Annotated in this window: 20 protein-coding genes and 1 tRNA gene; 10 read left to right on the forward strand and 11 right to left on the reverse strand. The window is 43.1% G+C overall.

What is annotated here, in order from left to right; genetic code table 11:
* The first annotated feature begins 16 nt into the window (after positions 1-16).
* Positions 17-1,048, forward strand: coding sequence for an iron ABC transporter permease (locus DWW10_RS07400; RefSeq protein WP_007667916.1), 1,032 nt, complete (start codon positions 17-19; stop codon positions 1,046-1,048).
* Positions 1,048-2,049 carry an ABC transporter ATP-binding protein gene (locus DWW10_RS07405; protein WP_022391446.1) on the forward strand — a complete coding sequence of 334 codons (1,002 nt, stop codon included), beginning with the start codon at positions 1,048-1,050 and terminating at the stop codon, positions 2,047-2,049. Before DWW10_RS07400 ends, DWW10_RS07405 begins: the two co-directional genes overlap by 1 nt.
* Here DWW10_RS07405 and DWW10_RS07410 read toward each other — a convergent pair whose 3' ends face one another.
* From DWW10_RS07410 to DWW10_RS07420, 3 genes are all read right to left on the reverse strand, one after another.
* On the reverse strand, positions 2,050-3,495 hold the full coding sequence (locus DWW10_RS07410) for a methyltransferase RsmF C-terminal domain-like protein (protein ID WP_022391447.1): 1,446 nt from the start codon (positions 3,493-3,495) through the stop codon (positions 2,050-2,052).
* A gap of 141 nt (positions 3,496-3,636) precedes the next feature.
* A complete protein-coding gene (locus DWW10_RS07415) occupies positions 3,637-6,060 on the reverse strand; it encodes a TonB-dependent receptor (protein WP_118421256.1) in 2,424 nt (807 codons plus the stop codon).
* A 47-nt stretch (positions 6,061-6,107) separates the two neighbouring features.
* A complete protein-coding gene (locus DWW10_RS07420) occupies positions 6,108-6,443 on the reverse strand; it encodes a hypothetical protein (RefSeq protein ID WP_118221303.1) in 336 nt (111 codons plus the stop codon).
* 615 nt (positions 6,444-7,058) lie between these two features.
* On the opposite strand from DWW10_RS07420, the gene DWW10_RS07425 reads away from it, so the two are divergent.
* The 6 genes from DWW10_RS07425 (at position 7,059) to DWW10_RS07450 (ending at position 11,359) form a co-directional block, all read left to right on the forward strand.
* Positions 7,059-7,694 (forward strand): DUF6249 domain-containing protein, encoded by a 636-nt coding sequence (locus DWW10_RS07425; RefSeq protein ID WP_022391414.1) that lies wholly within the window; start codon positions 7,059-7,061, stop codon positions 7,692-7,694.
* Positions 7,691-8,239: an RNA polymerase sigma factor gene (locus tag DWW10_RS07430; protein WP_022391413.1), complete on the forward strand. Its 549-nt coding sequence runs from the start codon at positions 7,691-7,693 to the stop codon at positions 8,237-8,239. The genes DWW10_RS07425 and DWW10_RS07430 overlap by 4 nt, the downstream gene beginning before the upstream one ends.
* On the forward strand, positions 8,223-8,552 hold the full coding sequence (locus tag DWW10_RS07435) for a DUF5056 domain-containing protein (RefSeq protein ID WP_022391412.1): 330 nt from the start codon (positions 8,223-8,225) through the stop codon (positions 8,550-8,552). The genes DWW10_RS07430 and DWW10_RS07435 overlap by 17 nt, the downstream gene beginning before the upstream one ends.
* 224 nt (positions 8,553-8,776) lie before the next feature.
* Entirely contained in the window at positions 8,777-9,961 is a 1,185-nt protein-coding gene (gene cls, locus DWW10_RS07440) for a cardiolipin synthase (RefSeq protein ID WP_259320447.1), read from the forward strand.
* A 96-nt stretch (positions 9,962-10,057) separates the two neighbouring features.
* Positions 10,058-10,852 (forward strand): thymidylate synthase, encoded by a 795-nt coding sequence (locus DWW10_RS07445; protein WP_022391410.1) that lies wholly within the window; start codon positions 10,058-10,060, stop codon positions 10,850-10,852.
* Positions 10,853-10,870: 18 nt separating this feature from the next.
* Positions 10,871-11,359 (forward strand): dihydrofolate reductase, encoded by a 489-nt coding sequence (locus DWW10_RS07450; protein WP_022391409.1) that lies wholly within the window; start codon positions 10,871-10,873, stop codon positions 11,357-11,359.
* Positions 11,360-11,361: 2 nt separating this feature from the next.
* Here DWW10_RS07450 and DWW10_RS07455 read toward each other — a convergent pair whose 3' ends face one another.
* A complete protein-coding gene (locus DWW10_RS07455; RefSeq protein ID WP_007667933.1) occupies positions 11,362-11,838 on the reverse strand; it encodes an Lrp/AsnC family transcriptional regulator in 477 nt (158 codons plus the stop codon).
* A gap of 292 nt (positions 11,839-12,130) precedes the next feature.
* On the opposite strand from DWW10_RS07455, the gene DWW10_RS07460 reads away from it, so the two are divergent.
* The gene (locus DWW10_RS07460) at positions 12,131-13,408 is read left to right on the forward strand and encodes an IgA Peptidase M64 (RefSeq protein ID WP_022391408.1); all 1,278 of its coding nucleotides are present in this window, start codon (positions 12,131-12,133) and stop codon (positions 13,406-13,408) included.
* A 29-nt stretch (positions 13,409-13,437) separates the two neighbouring features.
* Positions 13,438-13,974, forward strand: a complete 537-nt coding sequence (locus DWW10_RS07465) for a GNAT family N-acetyltransferase (protein WP_022391407.1) — start codon at positions 13,438-13,440, stop codon at positions 13,972-13,974.
* A gap of 61 nt (positions 13,975-14,035) precedes the next feature.
* On the opposite strand, the gene DWW10_RS07470 is transcribed toward DWW10_RS07465, so the two are convergent.
* From DWW10_RS07470 to DWW10_RS07505, 7 genes are all read right to left on the reverse strand, one after another.
* The gene (locus tag DWW10_RS07470; protein WP_007210400.1) at positions 14,036-14,500 is read right to left on the reverse strand and encodes an ExbD/TolR family protein; all 465 of its coding nucleotides are present in this window, start codon (positions 14,498-14,500) and stop codon (positions 14,036-14,038) included.
* Positions 14,500-15,093 carry an ExbD/TolR family protein gene (locus DWW10_RS07475; protein WP_022391406.1) on the reverse strand — a complete coding sequence of 198 codons (594 nt, stop codon included), beginning with the start codon at positions 15,091-15,093 and terminating at the stop codon, positions 14,500-14,502. Before DWW10_RS07475 ends, DWW10_RS07470 begins: the two co-directional genes overlap by 1 nt.
* Positions 15,094-15,129: 36 nt before the next feature.
* Entirely contained in the window at positions 15,130-15,615 is a 486-nt protein-coding gene (locus DWW10_RS07480; RefSeq protein WP_022391405.1) for a hypothetical protein, read from the reverse strand.
* 5 nt (positions 15,616-15,620) lie between these two features.
* Positions 15,621-16,424, reverse strand: a complete 804-nt coding sequence (locus DWW10_RS07485; protein WP_007210397.1) for a MotA/TolQ/ExbB proton channel family protein — start codon at positions 16,422-16,424, stop codon at positions 15,621-15,623.
* Positions 16,425-16,504: 80 nt separating this feature from the next.
* Positions 16,505-16,592, reverse strand: a tRNA-Ser gene (locus tag DWW10_RS07490).
* A gap of 162 nt (positions 16,593-16,754) precedes the next feature.
* Entirely contained in the window at positions 16,755-17,534 is a 780-nt protein-coding gene (locus DWW10_RS07500) for a TatD family hydrolase (protein WP_118421255.1), read from the reverse strand.
* Entirely contained in the window at positions 17,531-18,244 is a 714-nt protein-coding gene (locus DWW10_RS07505; protein WP_118421254.1) for a hypothetical protein, read from the reverse strand. Before DWW10_RS07505 ends, DWW10_RS07500 begins: the two co-directional genes overlap by 4 nt.
* Between the last annotated feature and the right edge of the window lie 13 nt (positions 18,245-18,257).

Here is an 18,257-nt window from a genome sequence, read left to right on the forward strand (position 1 = left end):
TGCGTTCTATTTCAGAATGAAAGCAAAAGGATATATATATGGTATAGCACTGTCGGTCCTCATTCTCGTATTGATGGCTGCCAATCTCTGGTTCGGTTCAATCAATATCCCCGCCGGAGCAGTGTGGAATACCCTCACAGGAAATGAAGTAGAAAAAGCCAGCTGGACTTTTATCATCTGGGAGTCTCGCTTGCCACAAGCCGTCACGGCACTACTATGTGGTGCCGCACTCGCAGCTTCGGGACTAATGCTGCAAACGGCATTCAACAACCCACTGGCAGGTCCGTCCATCCTGGGTATTAACTCAGGGGCAAGCCTTGGCGTCGCATTGGTGATGCTGGCCGGTGGAGGAAGCATTGCTACAGGGGTATTCACCTTATCCGGTTTCTTCTCCGTGATACTCGGTGCCTTCATCGGGTCGATGGTGGTAATGGGACTTATCCTCTTCTTTTCTACACTGATAAAAAGCAATATCATGCTGCTGATTACAGGTATCATGATCGGTTATATCACTTCGTCCGCTATTTCATTGCTCAACTTCTTTGCGACTGCCGAAGGGGTACATTCTTATATGATATGGGGCATGGGAAACTTTGGAGGGGTCTCGTTGCAACAACTCCCCTATTTCTCTATTTTCTGTCTGGCAGGTTTGTTACTTTCCATCTTGCTTATCAAACCTCTGAATGCCCTGCTACTGGGTACGCGCTATGCTGAAAACTTAGGAGTAAACATCCGTCGCACAAGAAATCTGCTACTGATTGCTACCGGACTACTGACAGCTGTCACCACTGCTTTCTGCGGACCTGTTGCTTTCATCGGTCTGGCCGTTCCTCATATCTCCCGCCTGATGTTGGGCACGTCCAATCATAATTCACTGCTTCCCGTCACTTTGCTGACAGGTGGTGTGATTGCTTTGCTCTGCAATCTGATCTGCATTCTTCCGGGCGAAGCAGGTATTATTCCTCTCAATGCGGTAACCCCAGTACTGGGTGCGCCTGTTATCATTTATGTCATTGTCAACCAACGTAAAATACAATACTTCAACTGATGGAGAAAGCTGTTATCACCGCAAGCGATTTATGCATCGGCTACCGCCAAGGAAAGCAAGAGAAACGGATACATGAGCATCTCTCCTTCCGGCTCTACCCAGGAGAACTGACTTGTCTGCTGGGAGCTAACGGAACCGGCAAATCAACTCTGCTCCGCACTTTGGCTGCTTCACAACCAGTGCTGTCGGGAGAATTACTTGTACAGGAAAAGCCTTTGTCAGCCTATTCCGAGAAAGAACGTTCACGTACCATTGGCGTAGTACTAACAGACAAAACACAGGCAGGCGGACTGACTGTATATGAGTTGGTAGCCTTAGGACGACAACCTCATACGGGCTTCTTCGGAAGACTGAGCAAAACGGATCATTCTATCATTGAAGAAGCTCTGGAAGCCGTAAGCATCAGCCATAAATCCCACAGTTATACCGCAGAGCTATCAGATGGGGAACGGCAAAAGGTCATGATTGCCAAGGCATTGGTACAAGAGTGTCCGCTCATTCTGCTGGATGAACCGACAGCGTTCCTGGATGTAGTAAGTCGCATCGAAATTATGACGTTGCTTCATCGTCTGGCAGTAGAACAAAAGAAAGCAATTCTGCTGTCCACTCATGATATAGAACAGGCATTGGTACTGGCAGATAAACTTTGGTTACTTTCCAAAGAAAACGGACTGCAATGCGGAGTAACAGAAGATATGATTCTGAGTCACCGGATGGACGGCCTGTTCTCCCGTAACGATATCCGGTTTGATTATGCGCACGGGGTATATTATCCCAGAGTGGACAGCCACCGCCGTATCAGTGTAGAAGCCAATGATGAAGTATTGCTGCACTGGACAACAAACGCACTCAATCGTCATGGATACGCTTGTCATCCTGTTTCTTCACCGGAAACCAACGAATCACCGCGTTTGCAGGTTTTAGCTGCCGACCACTTCATATTACACACAGAGGAACAGAACGAATATCATTCTTTTGAACAGTTGCTTGCAAACATCTGATTAAGATTTCAGTAGCATCAGTATCTCATCCGGCAAGTATCCGCTCCGGATGCGCCACTCCTGCGGGTAAAGGTTATTAGCCCGGTTACCGATATTCTTCACAAAGCCCAGAGGAACATCCTTATACGTCAACAGCACATAACCACGTGGAGCAGTGCCGGAAAGTACAATGGCTTCCTTACGCAAATAAGCAATAGCCTGTTCATAAGAGATCTCTTCACGGGGAAAAGCATCGGAAACCTGTACAGTACTCATGGCAAGAGCATGATTGGGAATCAAGTCTTTTCCTTTCACTTCGGCAAGGGTAACACCTGCCTGAACAACACGAAGCGATTGTTGGAGGACGGATAATTCGGATATATATTCTTTAGGGAAAGCTGTAATATTCATTCCATTTGCAGAAACTTCATAGTCCTCTGCCGAAAGGAGCCAGGCACGTGCAGCCAATAATTGTTCCTTAGATGCTCCGGCGTTAACTTTAGAGCTACCCGTTTTTTTCTTTCCTTGTGAAGAAACGGATTTGTAGCGGATTTGTGTTTCCTCTCCTTCCGGTTTACGAAGCACGGCAAGGAAAAAGCCTTCACCCTTTGTACGGTGAGGCAGGAAACGATATACAGGAAAATCTTCACCTGCAAGCAAGTTTCCGGTAATGTTCCACGCTACCGGAGCATCTACAGGAAGTATCTCTGCACCGAATTCATCGTGCATCCAACGGATATTCTCTTCATCTTCCTTCGTGTTATACGTACAAGTGCTATAGACAAGCAACCCACCGGGTTTCAGACTGGGCCATATATCAGAGATGATACGTCGCTGGCGTTGCCAGCAGATTTCCACATTCTCCGGACTCCACTCGCTGACGGCAACAGGATCTTTACGGAACATGCCTTCACCGGAACAGGGTACATCGGTCAGGATAACATCGAAGAAGTCTTCCAGACCGGCGAAGTCTGCCGGATCATTATTGGTCACCACGACACCCGGATGCCCCCACTTCGTCAGATTCTCCGCCAGGATTTGCGAACGGTTACGAATCACTTCGTTTGCTACCAGCAGGCTACCCTCGGGCAGTACACTGCAAGCATGAGTAGATTTCCCGCCGGGAGCAGCGCAAAGGTCAAGCATTACGGAAGGTGTTTCGCCGATATATTGCTTTAGTGCCTGCTCCACAAACATGGAAGATGCTTCCTGTACATAATAACATCCGGCATGAAACAACGGATCAAAGGTAAACGTCAATCGACGGTCGAGATAGTAACCTGTTGCCGACCAAGGCACACGGTCGGAAGAGGCATGAAAAAGACTGAATGAAGAACCGGGTAGTTTTTCTTCATTCAGTCGGATGCTTACGGGCTGTTCGTCATTCAAGGCATCAGCCAGTTTGTTATATTCTTCATCTCCCAAGAGGGGACGGGTACGGTCTGCAAAAGATACGGGTAAGTCCATGTGCCAAATTGTTTTATGTCCGCAAAGGTAATGCAAATCGAATGCATAACTTTCATGCTTGCATAAAAAAGTTATGCTGAGATGTAGCTTATCTTCTTCAAAGGAACATAAAAAGGCAATACAAGACAAACCCGCCGGGCACTAAAAACTAAGCTTGACGCCCGCAAAGTAGGAACGGGGCGCTCCCGGGCCATAAATGTAACCGGAATCACGAGTGGCTCCTTTATCAAAATCTTTCTGATAAGAGTTGAATATATTTTGTACTCCTACGTTGAATTGCAGGCACATGCCGGAGAAATCTATATCATAAGCGACTTTGGCACCCAGTTCAAAGAAATCCGGGCTTTTCACCAATAAGTCTGCCGTACCATCTACTTCGGACATCAGGTGAGGCACATACATTCGCCCGGTATAATTACCGTTCAAGGCCACCGACAATGCCTTTGTGGGATTGAAAGTGGCAGTAAAATAGCCATAAACATCGGGGGTACGCAATATCCGGTCGCTATATCGTTCTTTGTCAGACAGGTGCTCTTTGTCTGCGCTCCACTCCTCGGGAGAGTCGTACAGACTGCGTTGCACGGTCAGTCCCGCCTGCAACTGGATTTTATCACGCCAGGCAATCTTTCCTTCCAATGTACCGCCATATACTTTTGCACCGGAACCGTTGACACGGGTTTGTATCAGATATCCGCTACCGTTCGGATCTTCTACCGGTGCTGTCAGTACAAACGGATCGGAGAGTTTCGTAAAGAAACCTTCTACTAACAGATTTGCCTGAAAGTCACCGAAATAGTGATACCAGTCCATCGAAGCATTCACGCTGCGCGAACGTTCCTCTTTCAGATCTTTGGCACGGACGATGGAAATCAATTCGCCTCCCACGTTGCTAATATGCAGGTCTTCGTCGAAAGCCTGCGGAGCACGAAAACCTTCGGCATAACTGAAACGGATATTTATATCTTGTGTAGGATTGTAGCGGATATTGGCACGAGGACTGAAGATGGCTTTATTCATAATACTGTTCTTATCCAGACGTCCGCCTATCAGGAAACTCCATTGCTCACTTTTCCATTCATTCTGCGCGTAGGCACTTGCTATGTTCACTATTTGCTTCAAGGGATCGGGCGTATACTTATCAATCAACTGTTGCAGACGGTCTCCTGTTGCAGTAGGATCTTCCGCCAGGGCAGCATCGCGGTATTTTTGCATGTCTGTTGCCTTGTCATCCAGATTATCATGATTAAATTCCACACCCCCCGTCAAGTCGGAAGGCATGAAGAAGAGCTTATCAAAATGATAGATATACTGAGCACCCAATACGCCGGTAAAGTCTGTGGTATGCCCATAGGCACTGTAATAACTGTCGCGCACGATATGCTGGGCAGAGGCATAAGCATTGAACGAATGTTTCTGATCCTTGGAAAAGGCACTGAATTTCAATCCGCCCGTATTGATGGAATGTTCAATCTGTTCCACCAGTCCGGGCTTGCCGGAACCATTCAGATTGGCATCTTCGGCAATGTGAGGTGGCAGATCAAAGCGGTTACCACCACGACGAAACTCTTCCATGTGATGATATTCCAGATTCAGTTTGGAATAGGGGCTCAATCTATAATAAGCGTTTACGCCTACTGTCTGGTTCTTCAACTTGGGCAATTCGGAGAAGCCGTCCCCATTGGAATCCCATGCCGAACGCTGGCGGTTCTGCCCGTAGATGTAGGCTCCCATTTTGTTATCCGAAGACACAAGGGAAAGGTTGAGCGTGGTATTATTATCAAACGAACCGGAGCCATTGAAATTGGAGATGGAGTGGGCAAACGAACCGGAGTTGCGGAGAGGTTCTTTCGTAATGATATTCACCGTTCCGGCAATGGCGGAAGAACCGAATAGGGCCGAGCCACCTCCACGCACCACTTCCACACGCTCTATCATGTTGGCGGGAATTTGTTCCAGACCGTAGACACCTGCCAATGCAGAGAAGATAGGGCGGGAATCGATCAATATCTGTGTATATTTTCCGTCCATACCATTGATACGTACCTGAGAGTAACCACAATTCTGGCAATCATTTTCTACACGTACACCCGGCTGGAATACGAGTCCCTGTGATAAGGTGTGCGAATTGGTCATATCGAATAGTTTCGGTGTAACGACTTTTACCAAGGTAGGTGCCAGTCGGCGGGCAGTTTCATTACGATTGGCTGTAACAACTACGCCATCCAGAGCTACCATGTCTTCTTCCAGTTCGAAGTTTTCTTCCAGTGTCTTGCCTCGTTTCAGGGTTACTTTTCGTTCTTGTGGCTTATAACCTACGGCACTGACGGAGAGTATGAACTCACCTTCCGGAAGGTTCTTCAAAAAGTAGTGTCCGGTGCCATCAGTCATGGTTCCAATAGTGGTCCCTTTCAGGGCTACTGTCATATAAGGAAGGTGTTCTCCTGTTTTTTTCTCTAGTACGTGGCCGATGATATTGGCATCGGATTTATTTAAATCAATGGCATAAACGGTGTGGGAGAGCAATGTACACATTACTCCCACCACGAAAAAGATATATTTTTTCATGTAGTTCTAATTTTTAATGGATTTTAATAAAGGGGGGATTCCTATTGTCAATGAACTACAGGTGGTGCACGCAAGCTGATGCCGCAACGAACTCGCACGCACTTGATATGTTCCACAGCCGGAACACTCAGTACACGCAATAAAACAAGGAGAGCCGATGCGACAAAAAGAATAGCAGGCAGAGAAGAAGCTACAAAAGAAGAAAGGAAGAATATCGTTTCAACCTGTGCTTCGGTATGGCTATGTTCACCTTTGAAGGGATGGGAATGCACAATAATTACCCCATTTACCACATGCGAGTGAGTAAACAGCGTAATTCCCCCTAAATATGCAATAAATAATAAAGGAAGGAACCATTTCAGTATATTCCGTAACTTCTCCAAAAGCGTTTTTAATATAAGTTTGCGAAAGTAACACTAATTACAATAAGAAGCAACCGGATTTAGGTGTTTTAACCGGATATGGAGTAAAATACCTATAACTGATGAGTACAAGAAGTCCGATATTACATTGGCATTAAGCAAAGCAGACTCATATTGGAAAAGGAAGGAATAAAAGAGTGATAGGGTGATAAAGTGATAAAGTGGCTGCGCTATATATCGCAGGGATTTGTCAGAATTTATCAATAGCAACATGAACTTTTGTAACTTTCTGATTATCAGCATTGTTAAACCATGCCCTATTCAGTATACGACTGAACTCTATTAAGTATACGACTGAATGGCATTCACTATACGACTGAATTAGGTTCAGTATACGACTATTTTAGGAACATATATCATTTGTAAACAATATACACCACTATCCTGTTTTTTAGTTCATAACCCGAAAGAAATGAATACTTAATATCCCCCACCTTGCATAAACCTACAATATCCGGCAAATAATTTCAGATAATACTGATTTTCTAAAAAAAATATCGTCTCTTTGCAACTTTCTAACTAACATGATACGTCTAACACACAAAGAAACAATAAAAGATAAAACAAAATATGATTATGAAACGAATAATTTTAGCACTCGTCGCCGCCATGACATTATGCTCACTGGTACAGGCAAGCAACAGAACGGTTACAGAAAACGACAGTCTGGGGAACAAAAAACGTGTAATTGAACTGCGCGATACTACCATCGACGGAAAGACTGTAACCGATACGCTCAGCATCATGACCTACGAAGGCAGTAGTTCAGACAGCAAAAGCGATAAGGGATGGAAACACCACAACAGCAGTGGTTGGGACTGGGGCTTCGACTTAGACGGCAAAACCTCTGAAACCATTATTTCAGTGACTGCCATCGTCTTCATCTTCGGTTTGCCGCTACTCATCGTCTTTACAGTATTCTTCTTCAACTACAAGAATCGAAAAGCCAAATACCGCCTTGCAGAGCAAGCACTCTCCAGTGGTCAACAATTGCCTGAAGACTTCTTCAAGAATGCGGAGAAAACAGAAGATATCCGTACCAAAGGCATCAAGAACATCTTTATCGGTGTCGGATTATTCATCTTCCTCTGGGCCATCACCGAGAACTTCGGAGTAGGCTGTGTCGGACTACTGATCATGTTCACCGGATTCGGACAATTAGTAATCTACTATACGCAAGACTCTAATAAAAAGAACAATCGGGATAGATGAGCCAACTCAATGACATATCGTTAGTCGCACAGGTCGTGGTGTTTCGCAACACCAGGGCCTTCGACCAGTTAGTGAAGAAGTACCAGTCGCCCGTGCGACGGTTCTTCCTCAACTTAACTTGCGGCGACAACGAATTGAGTGACGACCTGGCGCAGGACACATTTATCAAAGCCTACACCAACCTGGCTTCATTCAAAAACCTGTCCAATTTCTCCACCTGGCTTTACCGTATTGCATATAATGTATTTTATGATTATCTTCGCAGTCGGAAGGATACAGCCGACCTCGACACCCGGGAAGTGGATACTCACTGGAATACCAGTCAGGATGACGTAGGACAACAAATGGACGTTTACCAAGCACTGGCGACACTAAAAGAAATGGAACGAACTTGCATCACCTTGTTCTACATGGAAGATCAGAGCATCGAAAAAATTGCAGGTATCACGGGATGCCCGGCGGGAACAGTCAAAAGCCACCTCTCGCGGGCAAAAGAAAAAATGGCTACCTACTTAAAACAAAATGGTTATGACGGAAACAACTGATGATAAACTTTTGCAGCAATTCTTCTCTGACAATCGGAAAGAGATGGAAGATAACGGCTTCAGCCGTCGCGTGATGCACCACCTACCCGACCGGTATTACCGGATTTCGCAGTTGTGGAGCTTGTTCTGCTTTACACTTGCCGTGGTGTTGTTCTTTGTTCTCGATGGTTTGCAACTGGTGCTGGGAGCTTTGCGCGAGACTTTCACCAGTGCCGTAGAAAGCGGTGCAGCGGAACTTGATCCTAAATCACTGATCATAGCGGCAATAGTACTTGTCTACTTAGGATATCGCAAGATTTGTTCTTTAGCATAAAGTTCACTTATCCCTTGCAATAAATCCGTTTGCCCTTACAATAATTTTAGTTAGTCCTTATCTGCTTTTTGCAGGTCAAGGGCTAATTTTTTTTAACTGAGCAAACATTTCTCACCAATAAATTGTATCTTTGTCGACTCAATTAGAAAACTAACTAAGCGTAAGAAGTTTTGAGAAGAATATTATTCATCATATTATCATCTGCATTATTTTTTATAGGAAATATTCACGCGCAAGTTGCTACCAGTGACTCGCTCGTGATGCATTATCTACAACAACAAGGTATTCCGGTCACCGCCAACAATGAAGTAAAGCTACTGATGAGCGGACGGGAGAAGTTTCTTGACCTCTTCGAAGAAATACGCCACGCCAAACATCACATCCATCTGGAATACTTCAATTTCCGCAATGACTCCATTGCCAATGCCCTGTTCGACCTGCTCGCTGTAAAAGTGCAGGAAGGTGTGGAAGTCCGTGCCCTCTTCGATGCTTTCGGCAATTGGTCGAATAATAAGCCGCTAAAGAAGCACCATCTGAAAGCAATCCGTGACCGAGGTATTGAAATTGTGAAATTCGATCCGATTACCTTCCCGTGGATCAATCATGCCATGCACCGCGACCACCGGAAGATTGTAGTAATTGACGGGAAAATAGGATATACCGGTGGTATGAACATCGCCGACTATTACATCACCGGGCGGCCTAAAATAGGTCAATGGCACGATATGCACATGCGCATCGAAGGAGATGCAGTACGTTATCTGCAAGGCATTTTCCTCACTATGTGGAACCAGGAGACTAAACAGCACATCGGTGGACCAGTTTACTTTCCGGACATACCGCAACTGCCCGACAGTATATCTGAAGAAATAGCAATAGTAGACCGTACACCACGGGAGACTCCCCGTTCTATCAGTCACGCCTATGCAGCATCCATTGCAGCGGCGCAACACAGTATACAGATTGTGAATCCTTACTTTGTACCAACCAAATCCATCCGGCAAGCCATCAAGCATGCATTAAAGAAAGGTACTGAAGTTGAAATCATGATACCTTCTGTTTCTGATATTCCTTTTACACCGGAAGCGTCTTTCTACATTGTGCACAAACTGATGAAGAAAGGAGCAAAAGTTTATCTCTTCAACGGAGGTTTCCACCACTCCAAGATTATGATGGTGGACCAGAACTTCTGTACTGTAGGCACAGCCAATCTGAATAGCCGTAGCCTGCGCTATGACTTCGAAACAAACGCATTTATTTTCGATCCCACCGTCACTCATCAGTTGAATGATATGTTTGAACGGGACAAAAAGAATAGTACGCTATTGACTCCCGAAGTTTGGAAGAAACGTTCCGGATGGAAGAAGTTTGTAGGTTGGGTGGGTAACCTGATGACACCATTCCTTTAATTAGAAATAATTTATGCTATCTGCCGAAGTTTAATTACCTTTGGCGAGGCTAAAAAGATGGCCACTTTTGTTGTTTATAATTCGTAATCTGCAATCATGAAACAATATTTAGACTTGCTCAATCGGGTATTAACCGAAGGCGTACACAAGGAAGACCGTACCGGAACCGGTACTATCAGCGTATTCGGACATCAAATGCGCTTTAATATGGACGAAGGCTTTCCCTGCCTCACTACCAAAAAACTACATCTCAAATCAATTATATATGAATTGCTATGGTTCCTGAATGGAGATACCAATGCCAAGTATCTGCAAGATCATGGCGTTCGTATCTGGAACGAATGGGCGGATGAGAATGGTGAGTTAGGACATATTTACGGTTATCAATGGCGCTCCTGGCCTGATTATAAAGGTGGTTCCATCGACCAGATCAGTGAGGCTGTAGAAACAATTCTTCATAATCCGGATTCCCGACGCATCATTGTCAGTGCTTGGAATGTGGGGGATCTTGACAATATGAATCTCCCTCCTTGCCATGCGTTCTTTCAATTCTATGTGGCAAATGGACGGTTAAGCCTTCAACTCTATCAACGTAGTGCGGACATTTTTCTTGGTGTGCCTTTCAATATTGCGTCTTATGCTCTACTGTTGCAGATGATGGCACAGGTAACCGGATTGAAGGCAGGAGACTTCATTCACACGCTTGGTGATGCGCATATTTATCTGAATCATCTGGAGCAGGTGAAACTACAACTTTCCCGTGAACCACGCCCATTGCCACAAATGAAAATAAACCCGGACGTGAAGAGTATCTTTGATTTCCAATATGAAGATTTCGAATTGGTAAATTACGACCCGCATCCGCATATTGCCGGTAAAGTTTCTGTTTAACAAATCATAAATCCAATCATGGTTAGTATCATCGCCGCCGTAGACCGCAACTTAGGGATCGGCTTTCAAAATAAACTGTTATTCTGGCTTCCCAATGATTTGAAGCGTTTCAAGGCATTAACCACTGGAAACACAATAATCATGGGAAGAAAAACATTTGAATCCCTGCCTAAAGGTGCACTGCCCAATCGTAGGAACGTAGTACTTTCATCCAATCCTGCAACTCTGTGCCCCGGCGCAGAAGTATTTCCCACTCTCGAAGCAGCTTTGCAGAGCTGTCAACCGGAGGAACAAGTATATATTATTGGCGGTGCAAGTGTTTATAAGCAGGCAATGCCATTGGCTGATATGCTTTGTCTGACAGAAATCGCTGCCGAAGCACCTCAGGTAGATGCTTATTTCCCGGCTGTGGATCTTGCGATATGGCATGAAAAAAGCAGGGAATCTCATCTTGTTGACGAGAAACATCCCTGCTCCTATGCATTTGTGGATTATATCCGTAAGTAATCCTAATCTTCATCGACCTCCACCATGATCGGCATCTGCCGCTTAATGGCTTCATGGAAAGATATCAGTGTTTCAGTGCGCGCTAACCCCAATGGCTGTAATTTATCATGGATAATGCTCAGCAAATGGTGGTTATTACGTGCGTAAAGTTTGATAAACATATCATATTTACCTGTCGTAAAGTGGCATTCCACAATTTCCGGAATAGCTTCAAGCGCCTTTGTCACTGCGTCAAATGATTCCGGATCTTTCAGGTAAATGCCAATATAGGCACAAGTTTCATAACCGATCTTTTCCGGATCAATAACGTATTCCGATCCTTTTAAGATACCTAAATTCGTCAGTTTTTGTATGCGTTGATGTATGGCTGCGCCGGAAACATTACAAGCTCTTGCCACTTCCAGAAAAGGAATACGGGCATTATCTGCAATCAATTTCAGTATTTGCTCGTCTAAAGTATCCAATTGATGATGTCCCATTTCTTAATTTATGATTAATAAATAACGATTGCTTTACCGTATTCTCATACAGTAATATGCAAAGTTAGCAAAATCTTTCCCAATTAAAATACGATTTATTACTTTTCTTGCTAAAAAATGAATAAACCCACACTCGGCATTATTTTCTCATACAAGCATAAAAGTTCTGCGCTTAATTTGCATTATCTTTAAAGAAGATAAGCTGCATCTCGGCATAACTTTTTCATGCAAGCATGAAAGTTCTGCGCTCAATTTGCATTATCTTTGCCTATAACTATAAAATAAGATTGTTATGAAAAAATATCTTGTACTTGCATTATGCTTGCTGATACTAACAGTAGGCCATGCGCAAAACTACACTGAGTATTTTGCCGATAAGACATTGCGTGTTGATTATATCTTTACTGGAGACGCTTCTTCCCAGAATGTTTGTCTGGATGAACTATCCGTACTTCCATCATGGGCCGGAAGACGCCATCATTTGGCCGAACTACCTTTGCAAGGTAACGGACAAATTATCATGAAGGATTTGGAAAGCGGAAAGACAATCTATACGACTTCTTTTTCTTCTCTCTTTCAAGAATGGCTGGAAACAGATGAAGCTAAGGTCATCAGCAAAGGATTTGAAAATACATTCTTACTCCCCTACCCACTCCGCCCTGTGGAAATAGAAATAACACTGTTAAGTCCGAGAAAAGAAGTGCGCACACGTCTGAAACACACTGTTCGCCCGGATGATGTACTTATTCATCAAAAAGGAACTGCACATATCACTCCGCATAAATACCTGTTAAAAAGTGGTGAAACTGACAAGTGCATCGATGTAGCCATCCTTGCCGAAGGATATATGCCTGCCGAGATGGAGGTATTCTATCAGGATGCAGAAATCGCCTGTAAGAGTCTATTTTCACACGAACCATTCAAGAGTATGAAAGATCGCTTCAATATCGTAGCAGTTGCCAGTCCTTCTGATGACAGTGGTGTAAGTGTCCCCCGCTTAGGAGAATGGAAGCATACGGCTTTTAACTCGCATTTCAGCACATTCTATTCTGATCGTTACCTGACTACCCGCCGTGTCAAATCCATACACGATGCTTTAGCCGGAATACCTTATGAACACATTATTATTCTCGCCAATACTGAAGAATATGGTGGTGGCGGTATCTATAATGCATATACTTTGACCACTGCACACCATCCGATGTTCCGCCCTGTAGTTGTGCATGAATTTGGGCACAGCTTCGGAGGATTGGCCGATGAATATTTCTACGATGATGACGTTATGACAGATACTTACCCATTGGATACAGAACCTTGGGAACAAAACATAAGTACTCGTGTAGATTTTGCTTCAAAATGGGAAGATATGCTTGTCAAAGGTACTCCTGTCCCTACTCCTGTCAACGAACAGGCAAAGTATCCGGTAGGAGTGTATGAAGGAGGTGGATATTCTGCCAAAGGGATATTCCGTCCTGCTGATAACTGCCGCATGCGTACCAATGAACATCCTACATTTTGTCCGGTATGCCAACGAGCATTGCAAAGACTAATTGATTTTTATACAAAATAATAAGAGAACTAAACTTTAAAGACCACATTATGATCAGACTTCAACGTATCAGCACCGCTGATGGATTTTTGTATGAGTACATGGAACAGTTGATAACCGCTGCCTTCCCACCGGAAGAACACCGACCGTTAGAGGAGCTGCGCCTGTACACCGATAGCAGACCTCACTTCTATAACAATATTATTTTCCATCATGATACTCCTGTAGGATTCATTACCTATTGGAATTTCGGCAAATTCTACTATGTCGAACATTTCGCCGTAGATCCAGCCCAGCGTAATGGCGGACATGGAAAGAAGGTTTTAAACCATTTATGCCAGTTGCTTCAACACCCTATTGTCCTGGAAGTGGAAATACCGGAAGAAGAAATGGCCCAAAGACGTATTAATTTCTATAAGCGCCAAGGATTCGTGCTCTGGGAAAAACCATATCTTCAACCTCCATACAGACCTACAGATGGATATCTTCCTATGTTGCTTATGGTCCATGGAGATTTAGAGTGTGAAAGGGATTTTGAAACAGTAAAAGACTCTATATACAGAGAAGTATATAATGTAAAGGGATAAAAAATAAAGGGTGCCTATTTTGAATAAGCACCCTTTATTTTTTTATAGTTTGATTAACTTTTTACTGACGCGGTTGCGCAGAATAGTTAAGTTTCAATGCATAAGCTTTACGAAGAGCTTCTTTGATATCTGTTACGATACCCATTTTCGTATCTTGGTCAACTTTCAAAGAAACAGTCATCTGAGGCTGATCTTCCTCCTTCATACTGGCACGTTCACCAATAATGTAGTCCTGAATTTCAGCAACTTCAGCATAGCTATCATTCAATTGGATACGGCTTTCATTACCTAGTTTCTTACGAAACTCAGCTGTAGGTTTTCCTACATAGATAAACGTAACCAAAGATTTCTTTTCCAGTTTTTCCAATTCTGTAGCTTGCGGAACCTTAAACTCAACCTTTAATGTTACCTCACGCATCGTTGTTACAATCATAAAGAAGAACAACAGAGTAAAGATAAGGTCAGGTAGAGAAGAAGTATTCAACGCAGGCATTTCGCGTTTACCAGTCTTATTAAATTTTCCCATTACTTCTTTTCTCCGTACTTTTTAGGTTCTGCCTCAGAAATCTTCTGAGGATATACATCACGAATTGCTTTTTGTTGGTCTTCGTCCAAAGCAGCATAATTCTTACCAAACTTTTCCTGAGCCAATTCTTCTCTCAACTCATTATAAGCAGCTACCAGTTCATTCTGAACCGCCAAATATGCCTTATAGGAAGATCCACGGTCGCAACGCAAAGAAACTACATGCTTTTCCGTAACCTGCATAGTGCCAAAGAAAGGTATCTCTTTTGCATGCTTTTCCGGTTTGGTTTCATCATTATACGGGTTAGCAATAAATTCTTTTGCCCTATCTCTCAATTGATCTACATTGATGTACTCTCCATTGGCCATGAGTTGGTCATTCATGTTCAAGAAGACTGTCATCACGTTACGCTCCTTAACCTTATCTGAATCATCATTCTTCTGGTCTTGTTCAGGCGGCGGCGGCAAACGTCTTGCCAAACCACGGTCCGTATCCATAGAAGTCGTAATCAAGAAGAAGATCAACAATAGGAAAGCGATATCCGCTGTAGAACTTGAGTTTATATCAGGAACTTTTCTTTTTCCTTTTGCCATTGTAATTACTCCATTAGACTGAGTTTCCTCAATCGATTATGATAATTTCTTTTTAATACTACTGAAAAGCATTGCAAGAACAGTTGCTCCCAGTAAGAAATAAATAGTATACAAGAACATATCAGTTACCTTCAGCCAGAACGGAACATTATCAGTTCCACTATAGCCTGGGATATTCATTTGTTCACCACTACCCATAGACCATGCAACAATCATTACAACAACCAGTAAAATAACACCGATTAATGATTTCAGTGCTCTTACAGGGTTATCTTTCAATGCGCTACCAAATTGCAGGATGAATGCAACTACCATCGCAACAACAGTCAAAGCAAACAAACCATACATTAAGTACAACAGACTTTCTGTCTGGGCAGGCTGCCACATTTCGGGATCAACACCCGCCAATACTGCATCGCCCTGAGCATCTCCACCGAAGTAGAATATGCCCAATACTACTAAAATAGCGGCGAACAAAACATACAGTACGTAATATGATACTCTATATGATAATTTAGCCATTTCTCTTATTTTTTGTATTTCAAGTTATATTTGATAACCATGTCCAACAGAGTGATAGAAGAATCTTCCATTTCGCTGGTCAGAGCCTCGATCTTAGACAGGATATAGTTGTAGAATACCTGCAGAATCAAAGCAACGATCAAACCGAAGATAGTTGTAATCAAGGCAACTTTCATACCACCTGCTACAACCGTCGGAGAGATATCACCTACTTGTTGGATCTTATCAAATGCTTGCACCATACCGATTACAGTACCCAAGAATCCCAAAGACGGAGCCATTGCGATGAACAGTGTGATCCAAGAGCAACCTTTTTCCAAGTAACCAGCTTGTACACCACCGTAAGATACTACTGACTTCTCAACTACGTCAAGACCTTGATCAATTCTCAATAAGCCTTGGTAATAGATAGAAGCGATAGGACCTCTTGTACTACGTGCGATGTCTTTAGCAGCTTCTACGTCGCCTTTTTCCAAAGCAGCTTCAATAGCAGCCAAGAATTTCTTTGTGTTGATTTCAGCCAAGCTCAGATAAATGATACGCTCGATACAGAATGCAAGACCGATAACCAAAGCGATAGCAACCAAACTCATGAAAGATGCAGTACCTTCAATAAATTTAGTTTTGATTTCCTTGTGAATACCACCTTCTTCTGCCTCTACAGTAGCATCACCAGCAGGAGCTGCTTGAGCTGCAGGAGCAGCTTGTTCTGTTTGTTCAGCTGCAGGAGCATCTTGAGCCTGAGCAAGTTGAGTTGAGCCAAATGTTAAGACTCCCATCACAGCAACAATTGCAAATAACTTTTTCATTGTGTGTCTAATTTTTAAGATTAATTAATTAAATTGTTTATTATATTCATTTACTATTTTTGTTTTCTTCTTTCATACTGCGGAGAGACGGGGATTCGAACCCCGGATACCCTTTAGAGGTATACACGCTTTCCAGGCGTGCCTCTTCAACCACTCGAGCATCTCTCCAATAGACGCCTCTTTCAAAAACGGCTGCAAATTACAAAAAAAATGCGAACCACAAGCGTTTTCAGCTACAAATGTATTCTTTTTTTCGTTCTTGCCCTTCATTCTCTCCGTTTTATCTTTAATAAAATCTCAAAATTAATAAACTTTAAAATCTTTACGATGTTATTTGAGCATTCCAAACACTTTTAAAGCATTTTCGGAAGTTACGCTTCCAACAGCCTCCGGAGACATCCGGTAGATATCAGAAACCTTCATTAAAGTATCCTTCACATAGGCACTTTCATTTCTCTTACCACGATTTGGAACCGGAGTAAGATAAGGGGAATCCGTTTCAAGAACAATCTTATTCAAAGATATTTTAGTCAAAACTTCCGGAAGGTGCGACTTTTTAAAAGTGACCACACCATTAATTCCAATTAGAAAATCTGAAAACTCCAGAATTCGGACAGCTTCCTCATAAGTCCCCGTAAAGCTATGAAAGATTCCTTTCAAAGAAGTATTTTTGTAAGGTTCCAGCACCTTATATATATAATCAAAGGCATCCCGGCAATGAATGACAACAGGAAGATCATATTCCAAAGCCCAATTAATCTGTTTATCTAATACAATTTGCTGTTCCTTCAGAAAAGTTTTATCCCAATAAAGGTCCATACCAATCTCCCCTATTGCAATATACTTATTGGAAGACTTAAGTTCACGAGCCACAATCTCCAGCTCTTTTTCATAACCAGCATCGACAGAAGTAGGATGCAGGCCTATCATAGGAAAGCAGTAACCTTTATAGGTATTACATGCAGACAACATTGAGTCGATTGTCGTACTGTCAATATTAGGCATAAAGATATGAGTGATTCCTGCAGAACGGGCACGCTCAATAACCTGTGGCAAATCTTCTGAAAATTCTTCTAAAAAAAGATGGGAATGTGTATCTATCAATCTCATTCGTTTACTTCTTCTTTTCGTTTTTCACCAGTACGGTAATAATAAACTAAACCGTAATCACGGCACAAATCCAAACGTTTCTCATTTGGAGAAACATCTTCAAACTTCTTTTCCACTTGATTCCAAATATCCAAAATCAATTCATCTGCTGTAGCTCGCATAGCAGAAAGAGACTCTAAACTACGCGCAGTCAAAGTCTGCAGATTTTTTTGTCGGTCATAGCTATCTGTAAAGATATCATAATGCACCCTAACCTTGGCAATTGTGGGATTATATATAGGAATACCACCCTGCGAAGTTCTTTTAGCTTCTCCGTCTATGATTTTTCGTCCCCATTCTACCAATGCTGTTTCCGTTGATAAGTCCGGAACATTTGTGCTATCTCCCGGCAGACCATAATATGCTTTATGGGCAGCACGCACTTCCGAACGTATTACCGCTAAATTCAAGACCTGAATAAAATGAGAAACATACAAACGCGCCATCTTTACATTAGCCTGATGTTTATGACCAGCCTGCGACTGACGCTCAAAACATTGCAAATAATAAGACTGGGCTGCTTCAAATCTTGTCAAAAAATTCCGGGCCTCTGTCAACGTCTTCAGAGAAACTGCCAAATCATAAAGGTTCTGGACATCAGTTTTTGCAACCACTGCTTTCAGTGCCCGTATTCTCGCCTGATCTGTATTTGGTAATCTTCTATAAGGCATAATTCTAAAAAGA

Source organism: Bacteroides intestinalis (genome assembly GCF_003464595.1).
Lineage (GTDB): Bacteria > Bacteroidota > Bacteroidia > Bacteroidales > Bacteroidaceae > Bacteroides > Bacteroides intestinalis_A.